At 64.5% G+C, this 18630-nt stretch carries 20 protein-coding genes and 1 tRNA gene; 11 read left to right on the plus strand and 10 right to left on the minus strand.

The features are described from left to right. The first annotated feature begins 290 nt into the window (after positions 1-290). The 4 genes from pstS (at position 291) to pstB (ending at position 4518) form a co-directional block, all read left to right on the plus strand. Positions 291-1391, plus strand: a complete 1101-nt coding sequence (gene pstS, locus GUY30_RS15060) for a phosphate ABC transporter substrate-binding protein PstS (RefSeq protein ID WP_167201117.1) — start codon at positions 291-293, stop codon at positions 1389-1391. Positions 1392-1638: 247 nt separating this feature from the next. Continuing rightward, a complete protein-coding gene (pstC, locus tag GUY30_RS15065; protein WP_228281899.1) occupies positions 1639-2529 on the plus strand; it encodes a phosphate ABC transporter permease subunit PstC in 891 nt (296 codons plus the stop codon). A 14-nt stretch (positions 2530-2543) separates the two neighbouring features. After that, positions 2544-3683, plus strand: coding sequence for a phosphate ABC transporter permease PstA (gene pstA, locus GUY30_RS15070; protein WP_167199292.1), 1140 nt, complete (start codon positions 2544-2546; stop codon positions 3681-3683). Between the two features lie 55 nt (positions 3684-3738). Continuing rightward, the gene (gene pstB / locus GUY30_RS15075) at positions 3739-4518 is read left to right on the plus strand and encodes a phosphate ABC transporter ATP-binding protein PstB (protein ID WP_167199296.1); all 780 of its coding nucleotides are present in this window, start codon (positions 3739-3741) and stop codon (positions 4516-4518) included. A 363-nt stretch (positions 4519-4881) separates the two neighbouring features. On the opposite strand, the gene GUY30_RS15080 is transcribed toward pstB, so the two are convergent. Next, positions 4882-5535, minus strand: coding sequence for a winged helix-turn-helix transcriptional regulator (locus GUY30_RS15080; RefSeq protein ID WP_167199300.1), 654 nt, complete (start codon positions 5533-5535; stop codon positions 4882-4884). Between the two features lie 161 nt (positions 5536-5696). Here GUY30_RS15080 and GUY30_RS15085 point away from each other — a divergent pair, with 161 nt between their 5' ends. Together GUY30_RS15085 and GUY30_RS15090 are read left to right on the plus strand one after the other, a co-directional pair. Beyond that, complete coding sequence (locus GUY30_RS15085; protein ID WP_167199304.1) at positions 5697-6257, plus strand: dihydrofolate reductase family protein; 561 nt, start codon at positions 5697-5699, stop codon at positions 6255-6257. 182 nt (positions 6258-6439) lie between these two features. Next, complete coding sequence (locus GUY30_RS15090) at positions 6440-6898, plus strand: DUF4383 domain-containing protein (protein ID WP_228281428.1); 459 nt, start codon at positions 6440-6442, stop codon at positions 6896-6898. 91 nt (positions 6899-6989) lie between these two features. On the opposite strand, the gene GUY30_RS15095 is transcribed toward GUY30_RS15090, so the two are convergent. The 3 genes from GUY30_RS15095 to GUY30_RS15105 all read right to left on the minus strand — a co-directional run bounded on the left by GUY30_RS15095 (position 6990) and on the right by GUY30_RS15105 (position 9555). Beyond that, positions 6990-8003, minus strand: a complete 1014-nt coding sequence (locus GUY30_RS15095) for an inorganic phosphate transporter (protein WP_167199307.1) — start codon at positions 8001-8003, stop codon at positions 6990-6992. A gap of 3 nt (positions 8004-8006) precedes the next feature. Continuing rightward, on the minus strand, positions 8007-8672 hold the full coding sequence (locus tag GUY30_RS15100) for a DUF47 domain-containing protein (RefSeq protein WP_228281430.1): 666 nt from the start codon (positions 8670-8672) through the stop codon (positions 8007-8009). Positions 8673-8967: 295 nt separating this feature from the next. After that, entirely contained in the window at positions 8968-9555 is a 588-nt protein-coding gene (locus GUY30_RS15105) for a hypothetical protein (protein WP_228281431.1), read from the minus strand. 175 nt (positions 9556-9730) lie between these two features. On the opposite strand from GUY30_RS15105, the gene GUY30_RS15110 reads away from it, so the two are divergent. From GUY30_RS15110 to GUY30_RS15120, 3 genes are all read left to right on the plus strand, one after another. Beyond that, complete coding sequence (locus GUY30_RS15110; RefSeq protein WP_228281432.1) at positions 9731-10669, plus strand: hypothetical protein; 939 nt, start codon at positions 9731-9733, stop codon at positions 10667-10669. A 104-nt stretch (positions 10670-10773) separates the two neighbouring features. Continuing rightward, positions 10774-10846 (plus strand) — tRNA-Lys (locus GUY30_RS15115). Between the two features lie 204 nt (positions 10847-11050). Continuing rightward, on the plus strand, positions 11051-11530 hold the full coding sequence (locus GUY30_RS15120; protein WP_167199309.1) for an RDD family protein: 480 nt from the start codon (positions 11051-11053) through the stop codon (positions 11528-11530). A gap of 20 nt (positions 11531-11550) precedes the next feature. Here the strand turns inward: GUY30_RS15120 and GUY30_RS15125 are convergent, their stop codons facing one another. Continuing rightward, positions 11551-12255 carry an O-methyltransferase gene (locus GUY30_RS15125; protein ID WP_167199311.1) on the minus strand — a complete coding sequence of 235 codons (705 nt, stop codon included), beginning with the start codon at positions 12253-12255 and terminating at the stop codon, positions 11551-11553. Between the two features lie 39 nt (positions 12256-12294). Beyond that, positions 12295-12546 carry a PspC domain-containing protein gene (locus tag GUY30_RS15130; protein ID WP_167199316.1) on the minus strand — a complete coding sequence of 84 codons (252 nt, stop codon included), beginning with the start codon at positions 12544-12546 and terminating at the stop codon, positions 12295-12297. Positions 12547-12994: 448 nt separating this feature from the next. Between GUY30_RS15130 and GUY30_RS15135 the strand changes: the two genes are divergently transcribed. Then, positions 12995-14236, plus strand: coding sequence for a PH domain-containing protein (locus tag GUY30_RS15135; protein WP_167199333.1), 1242 nt, complete (start codon positions 12995-12997; stop codon positions 14234-14236). Between the two features lie 66 nt (positions 14237-14302). Here GUY30_RS15135 and GUY30_RS17975 read toward each other — a convergent pair whose 3' ends face one another. The 4 genes from GUY30_RS17975 to GUY30_RS15150 all read right to left on the minus strand — a co-directional run bounded on the left by GUY30_RS17975 (position 14303) and on the right by GUY30_RS15150 (position 17904). After that, complete coding sequence (locus GUY30_RS17975; protein WP_228281903.1) at positions 14303-14527, minus strand: GNAT family N-acetyltransferase; 225 nt, start codon at positions 14525-14527, stop codon at positions 14303-14305. Positions 14528-14559: 32 nt separating this feature from the next. Further along, positions 14560-14715 carry a hypothetical protein gene (locus tag GUY30_RS17980; RefSeq protein ID WP_228281433.1) on the minus strand — a complete coding sequence of 52 codons (156 nt, stop codon included), beginning with the start codon at positions 14713-14715 and terminating at the stop codon, positions 14560-14562. Then, positions 14712-16061, minus strand: a complete 1350-nt coding sequence (locus GUY30_RS15145) for an FAD-dependent oxidoreductase (RefSeq protein ID WP_167199336.1) — start codon at positions 16059-16061, stop codon at positions 14712-14714. Before GUY30_RS15145 ends, GUY30_RS17980 begins: the two co-directional genes overlap by 4 nt. Before the next feature lie 115 nt (positions 16062-16176). Next, a complete protein-coding gene (locus GUY30_RS15150) occupies positions 16177-17904 on the minus strand; it encodes a glycosyltransferase family protein (RefSeq protein WP_208091435.1) in 1728 nt (575 codons plus the stop codon). A 115-nt stretch (positions 17905-18019) separates the two neighbouring features. Between GUY30_RS15150 and GUY30_RS15155 the strand changes: the two genes are divergently transcribed. After that, entirely contained in the window at positions 18020-18592 is a 573-nt protein-coding gene (locus tag GUY30_RS15155) for a GNAT family N-acetyltransferase (protein ID WP_208091436.1), read from the plus strand. The last annotated feature ends 38 nt before the right edge of the window (positions 18593-18630 follow it).

Below are 18630 nucleotides of genomic sequence, written 5' to 3' on the forward strand. Positions count from 1 at the left end.
AAGGGATCGACGAACCTCAGAAGCGTGCACGGGTACTGGGCGGGCAGCCTCGGCGACTTTGTGCGCGCACCGGGCGGGCCACCTCGGCGCGGAAATGCCGGTCCCGACAACGATCCTTTCATGAAACCGACGAGATCTGTGATCGAGCACTCACGACGGTTCCAACTCTTCGCCGCTCATTCACCTTCCATTCATGTTCCAACTCCTTGCACTTCACGACTGATCTTTAGCGTGGGGCACGAGCAATCGAGAACTCTCGAGCTGTGTCCACAAACATGAAAGGCATCTTCGTGAAGATGAAGCATCTCGCCCCCTCCGCTGCGATCCTCGCGGTCGGCGCCATCACCCTCTCGGCTTGCGGCGGCCAGTCCGCTACCGGCGAAGAGGCCTCCGGCGGCAGCAGCGACCTGCAGGGCACCCTGACCGGTATCGGCGCCTCCTCGCAGAAGGCGGCCATGGATGCCTGGACCGCGGACTTCACCTCGCAGAACTCCGGTGTGACCGTCAACTACTCCCCCGACGGCTCGGGCGCCGGCCGTGAACAGTTCCTCGCCGGCAATGCGCAGTTCGCCGGCTCCGATGCCCACCTCGACGATGACGAGGTCAAGGCCGGAGAGGAAGCCTGCGGCGCCGAGGGAGCCTACGAGTTCCCCGTCTACATCTCCCCCATCGCCGTGACCTTCAACGTCAAGGGCGTCGACGAGCTCAATCTCTCGCCCGAAACGATGGCGAAGATCTTCAAGGGCGACATCACCAACTGGAACGACAAGGCCATCAAGGCCGACAACCCGGATGCCGACCTGCCGGATCTCAAGATCACCGCCGTTCACCGTGCCGATGATTCGGGCACCACGGAGAACTTCGCCGAGTACCTCAAGGCCACCGCCGAGAAGGACTGGGACGCCGAGGTCGACGGCAACTTCCCGAAGGAGTACGGCGGCGAGGCTGCGCAGGGCACCGACGGTGTCATCCAGACCGTCTCCGACACCGACGGAGCCATCGGCTACGCGGATGCCTCGGCCGTCGGCGAGCTCTCCACCGCCAAGGTCAAGGTCGGCGACGAATTCGTCGAGCTCTCCCCGGAAGCCGCGACCAAGGTCGTCGACGCCTCCGAGAAGGTCGAAGGCCGCAGCGAAGGCGACCTCGCCTTCGATCTGGCCCGCGACACCACCGAGTCCGGTGCCTACCCGATCGTGCTCGTCTCCTACCACCTCGTCTGCTCGTCCTACAAGGACCAGGAGACCGTGGACATGGTCAAGGCCTGGGAGAAGTTCGTGGTCTCGGAAGAGGGACAGAAGTCCGCAGCCGAATCCGCCGGGTCCGCACCCCTGTCGGACGACCTGCGCAAGCAGATCGAAGAAGTCATCGACTCGATCAAGGCTGAAGGCTGATTTCAGCCTCTGACCTGGAGAAATAGCCAGTCGGGAGCGGCGCAGAACCCCTGCGCCGCTTTTCCGCGCCTGTGGAACCGCACCGGTTTCACCACAAGTCACATGAGGAGTACTTGTGCCGATCAGCACAGAGACAACTGAGTCAGGCCCCACAGGGCCCGGCTCCCCATCAGAGACCGGAACTCAGCCGCAGAGCAGCAGTCCCGCGTCTCGGCAGCAGAAGGCAGTCGTCCGCCCCGGCGACCGCATCTTCTCCGCCGCCACACTCATCGCCGGCATCCTGATCCTGGTGATCCTCGCCGGAGTCGCCCTGTTCCTTCTCGCGCAGTCGTCGGACACAATCGCCGCCCAGATCAGCGATCCCTCCCAGATCACCGGCGGCAAGGGCTTCTTCTCCTATGTCTGGCCGCTGGTCATCGGCACGCTCATCTCCGCAGCCATCGCGCTCATCGTCGCGACCCCCTTCTCGCTGGGCATCGCACTGTTCACCACGCATATGGCACCGCGCAGGCTCGCACCCGTGCTCGGGTACGTCATCGACCTGCTCGCGGCGATCCCCTCCGTCGTCTACGGTCTGTGGGGCATCGCGCTGGCCGGCAACCTCACCGGTTTCTACCTGTGGCTGTCGAAGTGGTTCGGCTGGATTCCGATCTTCGCTCCGGCAGCAGACGGATCCGTGTCGCAGACCGGCCGCACCCTGCTCACCGCCTCCCTCGTGCTCTCGATCATGATCCTGCCGATCATCACCTCCCTGACCCGCGAGATCTTCCTCCAGACCCCGCGCCTGCAGGAAGAGGCGGCACTGGCGCTCGGCGCCACGCGCTGGGAGATGATCCGCATGGCTGTGCTGCCCTTCGGCAAGTCCGGAATCGTCTCGGCCACGATGCTCGGCCTCGGACGCGCACTCGGTGAGACCATGGCCGTGGCCATGATCCTCTCGCCCGGCGTCCTCACCGCTTCGCTCGTCGTCAGCGGCAACCAAACCATCGCATCCGAGATCGCGCAGAACTTCCCCGAAGCCGCGGGACTGCGCCTGTCCGAGCTCATCACGGTCGGCCTCGTGCTCTTCGTCATCACCCTGCTGGTGAACATGGGAGCCCGCGCGATCGTCGCCCGCACCTCGGTGAAGGGAAGTTGAGACCAATGACCACCATGAACACCACCACCGAGGCGGCTGCCTCGAAACCGGCGAAGCTGACCTCCAAGCAGCTGCCGAAGGCCACCCCGTGGATCATCGCCGTCGCGTCGATCATCGTGGCGATCGTCATCAGCTTCATCGCATTCGGCGGATTCAACATCCCCGTCGTCGCCGTCCTCGCCGGGGCCATCAACGCGATCGCCGTTTTCGCGATCTCCGCGTCCTACGAAGGCCGCCGCAAGGCCGTCGACCGGATCGCGACCACCATCGTCACCTCGACGTTCGTCCTCGCATGTGTCCCCCTCATCTCCCTCCTGTGGCTGACCGTGTCCAAGGGCGGTGCCGCGATCAGCGGCGACCTGCTCACCCGCACCATGCTCGGCATGAAGGGCGTCCTCGATCAGCAGTACGTCGCCGGTGAGGCGACTCTGGCGGGAGGCTTCTACCACGCCATCGTCGGCACCGTGCTCATCACTGCGGCCGCCTGCGTCATCTCGATCCCGATCGGCGTCCTCACCGCCATCTACCTCGTCGAGTACTCGAACAAGAACCGCCTGGGCAAGGCGATCACCTTCCTCGTCGACGTGATGACCGGAATCCCCTCCATCGTCGCCGGTCTGTTCGCCTTCGCTCTGTTCTCCACGATCGCGAATGTGCTCATGCCCAGCTCTGCTGGAATCGCGAAGACCGGATTCACTGCGGCCGTCGCACTGTCTGTGCTGATGATCCCGATCGTCGTGCGCAACACGGAGGAGATCCTCCGCCTGGTGCCGATGGATCTGCGCGAGGCCTCCTACGCTCTGGGCGTGCCGAAGTGGAAGACGATCGTGAAGATCGTTCTGCCCACCTCGGTGTCGGGAATCCTCTCCGGTGTCACCATCGCCATCGCCCGCGTCATCGGTGAGACCGCCCCCATCATGGTCACCGCCGGGTTCGCGAAGACGCTCAACTGGAACCTCTTCTCCGGTTGGATGTCGACGCTGCCGACGTTCATCTACGACTCGCAGCTGCGGCCGGTCTCACCGGGTGCCGCCGCCCTCGCCAGCTCGGAGCGCGCATGGGCCGCAGCCCTTGTGCTCGTCGCTCTCGTCATGGTGCTCAACCTGCTCGCTCGCATCATCGCTAAGGTGCTCGCACCGAAGGCCGGCCGCTGACCGGCGACGGCTCACAGACTTCCAGACTCACCCATATCCACGGATAGGAAACACAATGTCCAAGCAGATCGACATCAAGGATCTCGACATCTTCTACGGCGACTTCCGCGCCGTCGACGGAGTGGAGATGCAGATCAAGCCGCGCTCCGTCACCGCCTTCATCGGCCCCTCCGGCTGCGGCAAGTCCACGGTGCTGCGCACCCTCAACCGCATGCACGAGGTCATCCCCGGCGCCAGCGTCTCCGGTGAGGTCCTCATGGACGGCAATGACATCTACGGAGCCGGCGTCGACCCGGTCAACGTCCGCCGCGAGGTGGGCATGGTCTTCCAGCGGGCGAACCCGTTCCCGACGATGAGCATCAAGGAGAACGTGCTCGCCGGTGTGCGTCTGAACAACCGGCGCCTGTCGAAGACCGAAGCCGACGACCTCACCGAGCGCGCCCTGCGCGGTGCGAACCTCTGGAACGAGGTCAAGGACCGCCTCAACCTGCCCGGTTCGGGCCTCTCCGGCGGGCAGCAGCAGCGTCTGTGCATCGCTCGCGCCATCGCCGTCGAGCCGCAAGTCCTGCTCATGGACGAACCGTGCTCGGCTCTCGACCCGATCTCGACCCTGGCGATCGAGGACCTCATCAACGACCTCAAGGACAAATACACGGTCGTCATCGTCACGCACAACATGCAGCAGGCTGCTCGTGTGTCCGACAAGACCGCGTTCTTCAACATCGCCGGCACCGGCAAGCCCGGAAAGCTCATCGAGTTCAACGAGACCTCGACGATCTTCTCGAACCCGGACAAGGAAGAGACCGAGAACTACATCTCCGGTCGCTTCGGATGACCTGAGGGCTCGTCGCGGCGGGGTGGGTTCAGTCTCCGTCTCGTCTCGGCGGGAGCCGAAGCGCATCGTCGTGACGAGGTCCCATGCGCGCCTCTGCGACAATGCCTGTCGCCGCAGCAATGCGCGTCACTCAGTGGTCGTTTTGGTCACGCTCTGCTCAGCGGAACGTGACCAGAACGACCACTTTGCGTTGGGGCGATCCGGTGCGCGATCCGGCAGGCGCCGGCGGGATTCGTCCGTGACATGTCATTGTTTGGTCGATCCGCGGCGTTCTGAGCTCCACAATCACCGCGGATCGACCAGAGAATGCACCCTCCCGGACGATCCGCCCCGCGGTTCTCTCACCGCAGGAGCCATCGGTGCCTATTTCTCTCGCGCCGCGTTGCCGTTATTGTCGTCGAGAGGTGCGCGGAAGGCGCGAACGAACTCAGTCAGCAGCGACTCGTCCCCGTCGACGGATACCGTCCCGACGGCCACGGCCGTCTCCGCATCACCATCAGCAAGGAGGCCCCGCAGACCCGGGCCGCTGATGAACAGCTGCGCGGTCGGATCGGCGCCTTCGGCCACGTTCACGCCCGACTCGTCCACTTCAGCATGAGCGACCGCCGGGCCGGCCGTCACTTCCACCTTGAAAGCCCGCACCTTCGCCTCGGTGCGAGAGGTGAGCAACGCGGCGGCCAAGGAACTGTCGGTCGGAATCTCACCCTCACGTGCCTCAAGCATGCGCCGTGAGCCCCAGCGACCGAGTTCGATGAGCACCGGACCGAGTCCCGAACCGTAGTCGCTGAGGCAGTAGACCACACTGCGCCCGTCGATGCTGCGCTCGAGAATTCCTGCTGCTTCGAGTTCGCGCAATCGCGTGGTCAGGAGGTTCGAGGGAATTCCGGGGTTTCCCTGCCGAAGCTCGTTGAACCGCTTGGGACCGACGAGGAGATCGCGGAGGATGATGAGCGACCATCGCTCCCCCAGCACCTCGGCTGCCCGAGCAAGACCGCAGAACTGTCCGTACGACTTCATGCTTGACAGCATAGCAATGTGAGTTCACTATTGAAACTATAGTTCACTTTCTGAACTTAAACGGATATCGGGAATCACGGCCCGCACGAAACACATGAGCCCACATAGAGCGCAATGGTCCGCATGAAGCTCAAACCCCGCCCGACACTCAATGGATCGCCATGCCACGCACAGTCATCGCCGCACTGTTCCAGTCACTCGACGGGATCGCATCCGATCCGTTCAACTTCCAATTCGACTCCTTCGACCAGGAGATGGGCGAATGGATGACCACGGCCATCGGAGGAGTCGACGACTGCATCCTCGGCCGGGTCACCTACCAGGAGTGGGAGAACCACTGGCCGAACCACACGGAAGGCGAGGACGCACCGTTCGCGAACTTCATCAACTCGACTCCCAAGCACATCGCCTCGACGACGCTGTCGCAGCCTGACCTCAAGTGGGAGAACTCGACACTCATCCGGTGCGACCTCGCTGACTTCGTCCGCGATCTCAAAGCCGGCGAAGGCGGCAAGATCGCCATCGAGGGTTCGATGTCGATCGTCCGTCAGCTCGTCGAAGCGAACCTCGTCGACGAACTGACGGTGGCCATCCACCCGGTCGTCGCCGGCAGCGGTCGGTCCCTCTTCGAGGGCGGAACGACGACGAGGCTGGCGCTCAAAGACGTGCAGCGCACCAGCAAGGGCAACCTGTTGGCTACGTACGGTCCGTTCGCCGGCTGATCCTGTGGGTGGATCCGCCTCGATATCGATGCCGTTGTCCAGGTGGATCCACCCACAGGAGACGTCACGGACACCGAGGGGACCGTTCAGGAAGGCGCTGCCGAAAAACTTCGCCCATCGGCCATCCGAATCGGCATCTGCTCCGAACCATCGGTATCAGCCACCTTTGGGAAAGGATCATCATGAATATCTCGATGTCGTCACAGTCGCCCACCGCCTCACGCAGCACCCGCTCGCAGGTGCAGATGGCCTCCGGGCTCTTCGGTGCCGTGTTCCTGCTCGTGGGCATCCTCGGATTCGTCCCGGGGATCACCGCGAACCTCGGCTCGATCACCTTCGCCGGACATCACACCGACGCCGCACTGCTCGGCCTCTTCCAGGTCACGGTGCTCCACAACATCGTCCACCTGCTCTTCGGAGTCGTCGGGATGCTCGGACTCCGCTCGCATGCACTGGCGAAGAACTACCTCATCGTCGGCGGAATCATCTACGCGGTGCTGTGGATCTACGGAATGGTGATTCCGATGGAGTCGATGGGCAACTTCGTCGGACTCAACACCGCCGACAACTGGCTGCACTTCGTCCTCGCCGCGGCCATGATCACCACCGGCTTCGTCTTCGGGCGGAAGCCTCGGGGCTGATTCGTCGGCCCCGTTGTCAGTGATTTCGCCAGAGCCGAGTCCGGGCGCCTCTCGCTCCCGGGCTCGGCTTCGGCGTCAACCGGGCGGCCTGTCAGAGCCCGACGGAGGTCTTGACGATCCAGCCGAGCACCACCGCAAGGAGTGCTGCGGCGGGGATCGTCAGGAGCCAGACTCCGAACATCGGCAGGAAGTATCTCGCCCTGGCATGGCCCTTGCGCCCGGCGTACTGCGTGCCGAGGATCGACGAGCCGAGAACGAAGGTCAGAGACACCGGAACCCGCATGATCAAGGCTGCGGTGTACATAAGGATCGTGGCTGCGCCATCGGCGATGGAGGATTTGAGGGGGTCGAGGCGGACCATCCGCACGGACAGCGTCTGGACCACTCGCCACCCGCTCAGTCCGGTGCCCAGAGCCAGAGCCGCGGCGATGAGGAGGCGCACCGGCCAGGAGATTTCGACGATGGACAGACCATCGTGCGGCGTCGCCTCGACGGCGAGGATGCCGACCATGACCAGGGCCGCGACTTTCTGAGCGTCCTGGACCCCGTGGACGAGCGACAGAGACGCAGTGAGAACGGAATCGACCATGCGTGCGCCCCGGAACAGCGGTTTCGGCGGGGTGGAAGCCAGTGACTTCGACAGGATGAGTGTGAGCACCCACGCCAGAATGAAGCCGAGGATGGGTGAGAGCACCAGCGGCCACACGACGTTGTTCATTGCGTGCTCGGCATTGACGGAGAAGCCGAAGACGATTCCCGCGCCGAGCAGACCGCCGATGAGACAGTGGGTCGACGACACCGGCAGCGCCAAGTAGTAGGTGAACAGGCTCCACGTCGTCGCCGCCACGAAGGCGATGATCAGGCTGGTGAGGATGAGGTCGGCCGAACCGGAGAAGAGCACGATCTGGTTGGCCACGACGATGGCGATTCCCTCACCGAGGAGGGCGCCGATGAAGTTGAAGATGACAGCCAGGCTGAGCGCCCACCCGGGTCGCATCGCGCGTCCGACGACCGCGTTGCCGACGGTCAGGGCGGCGTCGTGGAAACCGTTCGAGCCGGCGAAGATCACCGCGGCGATGACGACTGCCGCCAAGAGCAGCTCCACGGACTACGACTCCTTGATCGCGATGGCTGCGACGACTTTGCCGAGTTCGGTGAACCCATGGGCGGCCCGGACGAACGCCTGCCCGAGTTGGGATACGGCCGCCATATAGGTCAGCCCGCGTTTGGAGTTCGGCACCGCGTCCGACATCCGCCACTGCAGGCTCTCGACCTGGTAGGTCAGCCGGTTGATCGCGTCGACGTAGTCCCACTGGTCGAGTTTGCCCGGCAGCCGGGTGATCATCCGCGAGGTGTGGTCGGTCTGGTTCGACAGCACGGCCAGGGTCTCGGGAACGCCGGACGGCAGCGGGTCGAAGGCTCCGGAGGCGAGGACGTATCCGACTCCGTGCAGCCGATGGCAGATATCGCGCATGTGGTGGCTGAGCAGGTAGAGGTCGTTGCGGTCGAACGGGGTGATGTAGTTCTCGCGCAGCGCACGCAGCATCGCGCCCATGTCCTCATCGGCTCTGTCGCCGATCTCGCGGAGGCGGTCGGCGACGTCGCGTCGTTCGCTGATTTCGATTCCGGACAGTTCGGCGAGCACCAGATTGCACTGCCGCATCTGAGAGACGAGATCGGACAACCGCTCGTAGAACACCTTGTCCTGCGGTACCCGCTTGAGCCGCATGCGCTCCTCCTGCCCGGGGCCCGGACGAGCCGGACGAATATGCATGGTGCCTGGGTGGTATGTGCCGGACGCTGAACCGAGAGCGCCTCTCGGCGGAAGGCCGCTCGAAGCGGCTGAATTTGGAGCCCGGGGCTTCAGCGATCCAGCGTCCGGTGGCCCGAAGGCCACCTCCTACGATACTCGTTCGTGCTCATGAATCCACCGCCGAGGCGGCTCTTCGTCCGTTGAGAATCTCACAGTCGATGTCGTGGTCGGGTGGGAATATCCGGTCCCGACGAGGACCGCGCTCATTTGATTGGGCGGGACCGCCTCGGCGAGGGGATTGCCGGCGGGCTGAGGATCAGTCGAGGCCGCCTCGGCGGTGGGCGACGGCGGCGTCGGACAGGTCCTGGGAGAGCTGGCGCAGGCGCGTGCCGGTGTCGCGGTCGTCGGTGCCTGCGGCGCAGATGCCGACGAAGGCGGCCGCGCGCAGCAGCGCGATGACGACGTCACCGCGGAAGGCGCCGACGAGGATCTCGTCGATGGCGTGTGCCACTTCGTCGGGGCCGGCGGGCAGTTCGACGCCGGCGAGGATCTCGTCGTAGCCGATGCCTTCGGTGACGCGGCGTTGGCCGTCGGAGAACATCTCGGAGAGTTCACGCGGTGCGGACTTGATCCATTGGCGCAGGGCATAGAGGCGCCACAGTGCGCCGGGTGCGGAGACGGCGGGCGCGGCGGACCACATCTCGGCGATGACCTCGAAACCGATGTCATCGGCGAGCTCGACGAAGCGCCTGGTGGCAGCCTCGTCGCGGTTGCCGTGCGCATCGCCGAGCAGCAGTGCCGCGGTCGCATGCGAGGTCTCCGACCGGGCGACGGGATCATCGACGGCTCCGACGGAGTCGAGATCGGCCAGGGGAACGGGACGGTGGAAAGCGCGCTGTGACATGGTCAGGGCAGTTTAGTCCCTGCGGGGGTGCGCGGACTAGGACGTGGAGCACATTCGGGCTTTCGCCGCACGGTCAGGTTCTGCTCCCCGGACTCACAACGGACGCTATTAAACTGGGGTCTGATTCGTGACTGCGACCCGCAGCCGCGAGTGACCGATACGAGGAGGAACTCTCGTGGCACAATCATCAGTGGCGAAGAAGGGTCTCGACAAGGCTGCGAAGCTGGCAGTCAATGACGATGGCACACTCAATCCCCGCGCCCAATCGATGTTGTCGCGTCTGCTGTCCGTGCAGCGCCCCGTCGCCCTGGCCTATGTGCGCAGTCTGCGCCGTCGGCATCCGGATGCGACCCCCGAAGAGCTCATCAAGATCATCCGCCGCCATTACCTGACCCTGACGACCTCGGGCGGCGCGGCAGTCGGTGCGACTGCGGCCGTTCCGGGGCTGGGCACGACGGCCGCGCTCGGTGTGGCCGGAGCAGAGACCGCAGGTTTCCTCGAAGGCACAGCACTGTTCGCCCAGGCGATCGCAGAGATCCACGGGCTGCCGGTGGCCGATGCCAAGCGGGCGAACGCCCTGGTGCTCGGACTCATGCTGGGCAAGGACGGGAAGAACCTCATCCAGAAGTTCGGCAAGCAGAACGGCGGCGTGGAGTCGATGTTCGGCAGCTGGGGTGCCACCGTGACCAAGCAGTTGCCGACTCCCGTGGTCGATCTGCTCGTGCGCAAGCTGCGCAAGACTTTCATCCGCAAGTTCGCAACTCGTGCCGGTGGTTCGCTGGTCGGTCGTCTGCTGCCCTTCGGCGTCGGCGCGGTCATCGGAGCTGTGGTGAACGGCCAGATGGCGCGGAAGGTCGCCGACGAATCGAAGGAAGCCTTCGGCGCTGCGCCGACGGTCTTCCCCATCGAAACCGACCCTGAATACGTCGCGCCGAAGAAGGACCGGAAGCTGCTCGCGGGGCTGCGCAATGTCCGTGCCCTGGTCGGGAAGCTGAAGAAGGACAAGGCCATCGAGTCCGACGTCATCGAACCCCTTGACCCCGACGAGCTCGAGTCACCGGACGGTCTGCCTCGAACCTACACGGGTGAGGATCGGCGCGGACTGGAGAAGTGATCCTTGGGGCCGACCTGGTTTGAGTAAATCGGGCGCGAAGCTCTACTATTGGTTCGTCTCCATCATGCGTCAGCAGGCCTGTGTCCTGCGCTTGTGATGGGGCGGGGCCTCTAGCTCAGTTGGTAGAGCAGCGGACTTTTAATCCGCGGGTCGTGGGTTCGATCCCCACGGGGCCCACCGCAGAGAATGTGCCGCAACATCGTTCACTCGATGTCGCGGCACATTTCTCATTCCCCGCTGCTTTCGCTGCCCGTTCGCAGAGGGGCGAGCGAGGCTGTACCGGAACTGACACAGGATGTTTCCTGACGAGCACCCGCTGCAGGCCGGCGACCGCATAGAGTCAGAGGCATCGGCCGGTCATCAGCGAGAAGGATACACACAATGAGTTCGAACTACCGCGCCCAAGCCGGGCTTGCCGACCACGGCCCCGGTCCTTGGCGCAGCCGCGGACCGCTGACGCCGGCGCCATCGGTTCGGCGCTGGTGGGCGAGGATCCTCGACGCGGTCTTCGTGCTCTTCTTCACCGGCTTGGTCATCGGCATCGCACTGGCTCTCACGGCGGTGAACATCATCTCGATCGACGATGCCACCAAAGTCGCTCTCATCAGCTATCCGCTGATGGCGCTGGTGTTCGGAGCTCTCTACGGTTGCACGGTCTCCCCCGGCCAGGCGCTGTGCGGTGTCGTCACGCTCAAGCACAGCGGCAGACGCGTCGGATTCTGGCGGGGAATGGTGCATTATGTGGCGGTCGCATTCTTCCCGATCACCATCGTGCTGCTCATCTGGACGTTCTTCGACGCGCCGACGATGGACCTCGACCCGATCGATGTCTACTACCGGAGGTCGCCGCAGGTCTGGTAGATCCTGCGCTCAGCTTCGGATCAGCGCCGACGCGCGATGATGAGTCCGTCCCATCCCTTCTCACCGACGGCCTGCAGGGCCGTGGCATCCAGGTCGGGGTTCGCCGTGATGGCGTCGACGACGCTTCGCACTCCTTGGACCCGCGGATCGCTGCTGTCGCCATCGACGACTGCCCCATTTCGGACGACATTGTCGATGACGATCACTGCGCCGGATCGGGTGAGTTCGAGCGCCGCCGCGAGATAGGCAGGATTGCTCGGTTTGTCAGCGTCGATGAACACGAAGTCGAATGGTTCGACACTGTCGCTGATCAGTTGAGCGGCAGACTCCGTCGCCGGACCGACGATCGTCTCGACGCGCTCTGCGACTCCGGCGGCGCGGAAGTTCTCTTCAACGACTGCCACGTTCTGCGGTTCGAGTTCGAGCGTGACGACGTGTCCGCTTTCTCCCACTGATCGGGCGAGCCAGATAGTCGAGTAGCCGGCGAGTGTGCCGAATTCGAGGACGCGTTTCGCGCCGGCGATCTTGACCAGGAGCCCAAGAAACGCCCCTTGGTTGGCTGCGACTTCGGCATTCGGCATCGTCGTCTCTCCGCCGGACTTGCGCGCTGCGACCAAGGTAGGGTCTTCGCCGACGAGCGTCTCGGTGAAATACTTGTCGACCGTCTGCCATTCGGCAGCCGCCGGATAGCGATTTGACGGTGCGGCGGGTTCGCGTTCACTCATGCCCTCATTCTTGCGCATAGAGCGATCGCCGCTCACGTGTCACTCGAGCGAGCGACCGCCGAAGACCTGCTGCAACGGGATCGAATTGTCCTGCCACGGGGTGAGGATCCACGCGACGAGGTAGGCGCCGATTCCGAGCACGGGGAGGAGGAACGAAGCGAGGACGATGAGTCGCATGATCCAGACATTGACGCCGGTCACCTGAGCAAGGCCCCCGGCGATGCCGCCGAGGATGCGGTCGGGACCGCGACGGAAGCCGATCTTGCGGATGGAGTCGAATAGTGAGTTCATGTCTCCGACTCTACGGATCCGCCTGCTCTGAGACACTAGTGCTGACCGTCGAGGCCGATTGAGGAAAACCGGAACCTGCGTAGCTAGAAGCGGATCCTGCGAGCTCCCCACCAGCCAGAATCTCAGTCGTTGAGACAGCGATCACAATTCCTTGGCGCGTCCGCCGGACTCGAAAGTGCATGGGCCGTTACGCTGGTTGAGTTGTGCAATCAAATGTCCGCTTCCGCTGCCACAGCGATGCGGCACAGAGGACTCCATTGTGAAGTGGGTTAAGAAGGCCGTACTCACACTCGTCGTCATTTTCGTGGCGTTCTATCTGTTCAGCCGGCCGGAGGATTCCGCGGAGGCGGTCCGAACCGCATTTGCCGCAGTCGGCACGGGCGTCGGCTCCTTGGTTACGTTCTTCACCTCACTCTCGGCATAGCCGATCCGTGCGCAGGCGACAGTGTTGAGTTCGCTGACCGACCCTCAGGTCGAGAACCACCTCATCAGCGAAGAAGGTGAGGTCATCGTCGATGAAGTGCGGCGGCATCCGCTCGCCTTCGTCACTCCCACACTCATCATCCTCCTGGGACTGGCTCTCGCTGCCATGTCCTTCGCTGTTCCGCCCGAGTATGCCGCGGTCCCACTGGGCATCGGCTGCGCCGTCATGCTCTTCGGCGTCTACCGCGCGCTCTTCGTGCACATGGACCGCTTCGTCATCACGAACATGCGGGTGTTCCGGATTCACGGGATCTTCACGCAGCACAAGGCGACGATGCCGATGGCGCGAATCCTCGACATCTCAGTCCACAAACCCCTCATGGGTCGGATCTTCCGCTACGGCCACTTCGTCTTCGAATCGGCTGCCCAGGACCAGGGCCTTCGCGACATCAGATACGTCGGTCGACCTGACGAACGCGACCTCACGATCCAGACCGTCATCCAGCGCTCCGGACTGCGGGCGACCATCAAGTCCTTCAATACCAAATCCGAGGGCGATGATGACTACTCGACGGAAGACGAAGGCACAGCCGATGACCTCCTGACCGATAAGGACCTCGCCGCTTCCGACTCCCACGCTGAGAACAGCGAGAGCGACGAGGTGCGCGAGCGCATCTTCGACACCGGCGCCGAATCGTCGGTCAACACCGAAGAGTGGAACACGATGGAGCTCGACGTCGGCTACCGGCAGAGGGAGTCCGAAGAGTTCAGAGTCGGCAGTGCACTGCCGGTCTTCGAGGACGCCATCTCAGAGGCGGCAGGCGAATGGGAACTGCGCTGGCCCGAACGCAACCGGATGCAGGCCGCCACGGAACTCATGCACGCCCACCGACGCCTCATCACGGACCTCGATGAGAAACTGCGCCCTCTGGGACTGAACTACGCACGGTACGAGATCCTGCTCCTTCTGTTCTTCGAGCCCAGCGGAGCCATCCCCCTCGTCGATCTCACCGACCGGCTACAGGTCGAAGCCAGCTCGTCCTTCCACTCGGTGAGGTGGCTCGAGGAGAACGGCCTCATCGAGCGGATCCTGGAACCCGGGGATGACGGAGAGGTTCTCGCCGAGCTCACGCCGAAGGGACGCGCCCTGACCGACCGGGCCAGCCACCTCGTCGCCGATATCCGCTTCGGGCTGGGCACGATGTCCACCTCCGAATGCCACCAGCTGACGGCTCTGCTGTCTCGCCAGCGCCGGCTCAGGGACTGAGGCTCAGACCTTCTCGGGGCGCGGGAGCGCGAAGTCCGGCCCACGAAGTCCGCTGCGCACTCAGATCTAATGCCCTTCCCGAGGATCCGCGTCGATCCAGTAACGCCGTTTGGGCGGTCCATCACCGTTCTCGCGCACGTCCTCAAGGACTCCCCCGCACTGTTCGATCACACTCGCCGAGGCGGTGTTCGTCTCATCGCAGGTCACGAGCACACGCTCGACTCCGGCCGAACGCAGACGTTCGACCGAGCGCGACAGAATCTGTCGGGCATATCCTCGGCGACGAGGAATTCAGAGCGCACTCGCCCAGGCCGGAGGTCGATTCACTGCGCCTCGCGCTCGTGGGTGGCGATGATGTCGGCCCAGAACCCCTCGGCCTGGAGGAATTCGAAGTCGTCGGCGCGCAGCTGCTCATGGAACGTCCGCAGATCCGCCTCATCGGTGAGCGCCAATGGGCGCAAGCGCAGGATGTCGTTCATCGTGTCCTTTCGACGGTCGGTTCCTCGCGTCGGGCGAAGTCCGGGGCGTGTTCGGCAGTGATGCCGACACCGAGGATGCGCGCCGGTATGCGGGTGAGCGCGGGGAACGTCGTCAGCAGCCACTCCACCGGTGCAGGTGGGCGGATGGGTCGGTGTCCGTGGACGGCCGGTTCGACCATCCGGTGGATTCCCGATTGGAGGAGTTCGACGGCGCGAGTGGTCGGGAGCCGTCTCAGCTGCAGGCGTCGCAGCTCTGCGGTCCGCACCGATCCTGAACGCAGCGGTTCGGCAAGCGTCCGGGCGACGGCGATTCCGTCCTGCACCGCGAGGTTGACTCCGACTCCGCCGAGCGGGCTCATCGCGTGCACGGAATCGCCGATGCACAGCAGACCGTCGGCGAACCAGCGTCTGGCCTCATTGCGGCGAACGTCGAGAAGCTTCACATCATCGAACTCGATCTGGCCGACGTCTGCCGCGAGCTGCGGATAGGTCTCCGCGACTGCGTCACGCAGCGCTTCGATGCCCTCGGCGCGCAGACGCTCGTCCGCGCCCTTCGGAATGAGGCGGGCGATCTGAACGTGTCCATCGCGGGGAATCGCGACGAAGAGCTTACCGTCCCCGCCTCGTGGGGCCACCGAATCGGGGAGGACTGCCGCGGTGTCGATGCGGAACCACCACACATCGATCGTCGATGTCAGCTCTCTTATGGGCAGCCCCGCCTCGGCGCGGGCCTTCGACCACCTGCCGTCGGCGGCGATGACGAGAGGGGCGCGGAACTCGACAGCGGCCGGGGCGGTAGTCGTGGCTGGAGCATCGGCGTCAACGGTTGGAGGTGCTGCCTCGGTGCCGGAGGAATTCCGCGCGCGCAGACCGACCACACGGTCGTTGTCCCAGATCAACGAGGTGGCCTCGAGCCCCATCCGGAGGTCGAAGTTCGGCTCGTCCTCCCCCGCCTCGGCGAGCAGGTTGAGGAAGTCCCACTGGGGCGCGATCGTCATGAACGGATGGGGCAGGTCGAGTCGGGTGAAGTCGGCGAGCATGATGTCCTCACCGCCTCGTCCGGTGAGGGTGACGCCCTCGACGCGACGGTGCGTGATGCGGGCGAAACGGTGATAGAGCCCGAGTTCGTCGAGCAGCCGCAGGGTCGAGGGGTGGATGGTGTCGCCGCGGAAGTCGCGGAAGAAGTCCTCGTGCTTCTCGAGCACCACGACCTTCACCCCGCCTCGGGCGAGCAGCAGGCCGGCGACAATCCCAGCGGGGCCGCCTCCGCTGATGATGCAGTCGACGTGTTCCGTGTCGTGCCCGGAGGCGTGCGTGCTGTCGGTGGCGGTTGCGGTGTCGACCATGACACCCTCCTCGGCTGGTCGGCGCTTCGGCTCTCGGCACGTTGGATTCGATGGACAGCGTTCACGTCCCAGCGTAGACCTCGAAACGGACGGCGGAAATGGGGTGCGCGGTCGGTCAGCTGGACCGGCCGCCGGCCATCTTCTCCGTGACGTCGAAGCGTTCGCGGTAGCGGCCGGTGAGCAGGCACCACTGCGAGTACAGCGCCGTCGACGAATTGAACACGAGCAGCGTGAGCGGATAGAGCAGCCACTGCAGCCACATCGTCAGGCGGCGTTCGCGCGGAACATGGATCGGCCGCGGCGGCAGCAGGGCGTTGAACACGACGATGGAGACGATGAGACCGATCATGCCGATCTGCTGAATGATGCCCACGGTCATCGGCATCCGCTCCACCAACGAGGTGACCTGCCCCGTCTGCGAAGCCACGACGAAGGGGATCCAGCCGCCGATGGCGATGATGATCAAGATCGAGGCGAGGCTGACGTGGCCCTCGAGCAGGGAGAAGAACCGGAGCACACCTGGCCAGAACGGTGCGCGGGCCGCGGGAGCGAAGACGCGCACTCCGACGTAGGGCACGTCGGAGGCGCCGTAGGACCAGCGGCTGAGCTGTTTGAACTGGGCGACCATCGTGGACTTGAATGTTCCGGCCTGCACCGCGTCCTGGAAGATCGGGACGTGGATCGGCACGACCCGGTAGTCGCCGTCGAAATGGAACCAGCTGCGCCAGTACTGGTGACCGTCCTCGACGATGGTCCGCTTCGACCAGAACCCCATCTCGACCAGCGCGGTCAGCGGCTGCGCGTGGGAGGCGAAATTGCGCAGAGCCAGTCGCCGGACAGTGGTCGTGAGGTTCCAGAAGCAGTTCGCGCTGGCGACCACTCGCGACGGCGCCGGCACGTCCCAGATGTTCGTGATGTAGAGGCTGATCGGCTGGAACGACAGACGCTCCCGATCCGGCGCGACCGCATATTCGTAGGCAACGCAGTCGAAGTAGGACTCGTGCGGAATGTTGTCGCAGTCGAGGCTCGTGACGATCACCCCGCGCGGGTCGATGGCCTGGTCGCGGACCCATTCGGCCAGGCGGTGGCCGGCGTAGGTGATGTTCGCTCCCTTGCCGGCGATCTCATCGGGCAGTCCGGCCGGATGTTCGACGAGGACGAAGGCCCCGAAGCGGTGGCCGTATTCGGCTTCGAGCCGACGCGCGGTCTCGGCCATCGCCGGACCTCCGCGTTCCTCGTGGGCGAAGAAGATGAGGAGCTGTTCAGGCTTCGTCGACGTGTGGAGCAGAGTGCGGATGGTGTCTGCAATGACCGGGTAGGGCTCGTTGTACGCGGCCACGACGACCGCGTGGAACAGGGTCGAGGGCCGCATGATCGAGTGCGGATCGGCGCCGACTTTCGCGACCATGGCTGCGTGATCGGCGGCCCGGAATCCGCCGCGCGGGTGTGCCAAGGAGGATCGTCCGTCCATGGCTCGTTCGAGATCTGTGAGTCGGGCCGCCCAGTCGACGCGGGCACTGCGCCGGTAGCGGAGGAATCCGCGGGCGACGTCGACGGCGCCGAGCATGGCGCGGACGAACATCAATCCGACGATGGAGAGCACATAGACGGCTCCGAGCATCGCATCGACGAACGGGAGGATGAACACGAGGCCCACCGCTGTGAAGCTGATCGCCGCCGGCAGAGCTTCGAAGAACCGGTAGGCGGGAGTCCGCTGCCCGGTCGGAAGCTCGAGGTCGGTGGGTGGAAGTCCTGGATCGGAGCTGGCCTTGAGACGCGCAGAGATCCGTGGACGTGCAGAGTGTGTTTCGACGGCGGTGACTGGTTCGCGGTTCGCTCTCACTCTCTTGATCCTGGGTGCCCCGGCTGGACAGCTGTTTGTCGGAAGATGCAGGTCAGGTGAATTTTTCGTGCCGGACACCGTTCGTCCCGCCTGCCCCGGCCGGTAGCATCCAGTCATGGCCCACACAGTCCGCCCGCCTGAGCCAGCCGATGCCGCGGCCATGGCGCGTGTCCACGTCGACACCTGGAGTGAGACGTACCGCGGGATCATGCCCGACGATCTCCTCGATGCTCCCGACCTCCTCGATCGCCGGCAGCGGATGTGGACGCAGATCCTCGCCGAGGCGGCCCCGACGAAATTCACCTGCGCCGTCGCCGAATCCGATGGACGGTTGGTCGGCATTGCGATGTCGGGCCCCCCGGAAAGCGACTCGGGTCCTTTGGAAAGCGACGGAGACTCGAATGACGGTGCCGGCCCCGAGCACTCGCAGGGCCGAACATCGCGTCCCGAGAGTCGACACCTCTACGTTCTCTACGCCTATCGATCCATGCACGGGACGGGCGTCGGCCAGGACCTCCTCGACGCCGTCATCGATCCGTCCGTGACGACTGCGCTGTGGGTGGCCGATCCGAATCCGCGTGCTCAGGCGTTCTACTCGAAGAACGGCTTCATCGCCGACGGCACCATCAAGACCGACGACTACGACGGAATGCGCGAATTGCGCATGGTGCGGCAAGCACAGGCGTGAATTCGCCTCAGTCAACGCGAAGTGCGAAATAGTCGTCG

The organism is Brevibacterium pigmentatum (assembly GCF_011617465.1).
In the GTDB taxonomy this organism is placed as follows: domain Bacteria; phylum Actinomycetota; class Actinomycetes; order Actinomycetales; family Brevibacteriaceae; genus Brevibacterium; species Brevibacterium pigmentatum.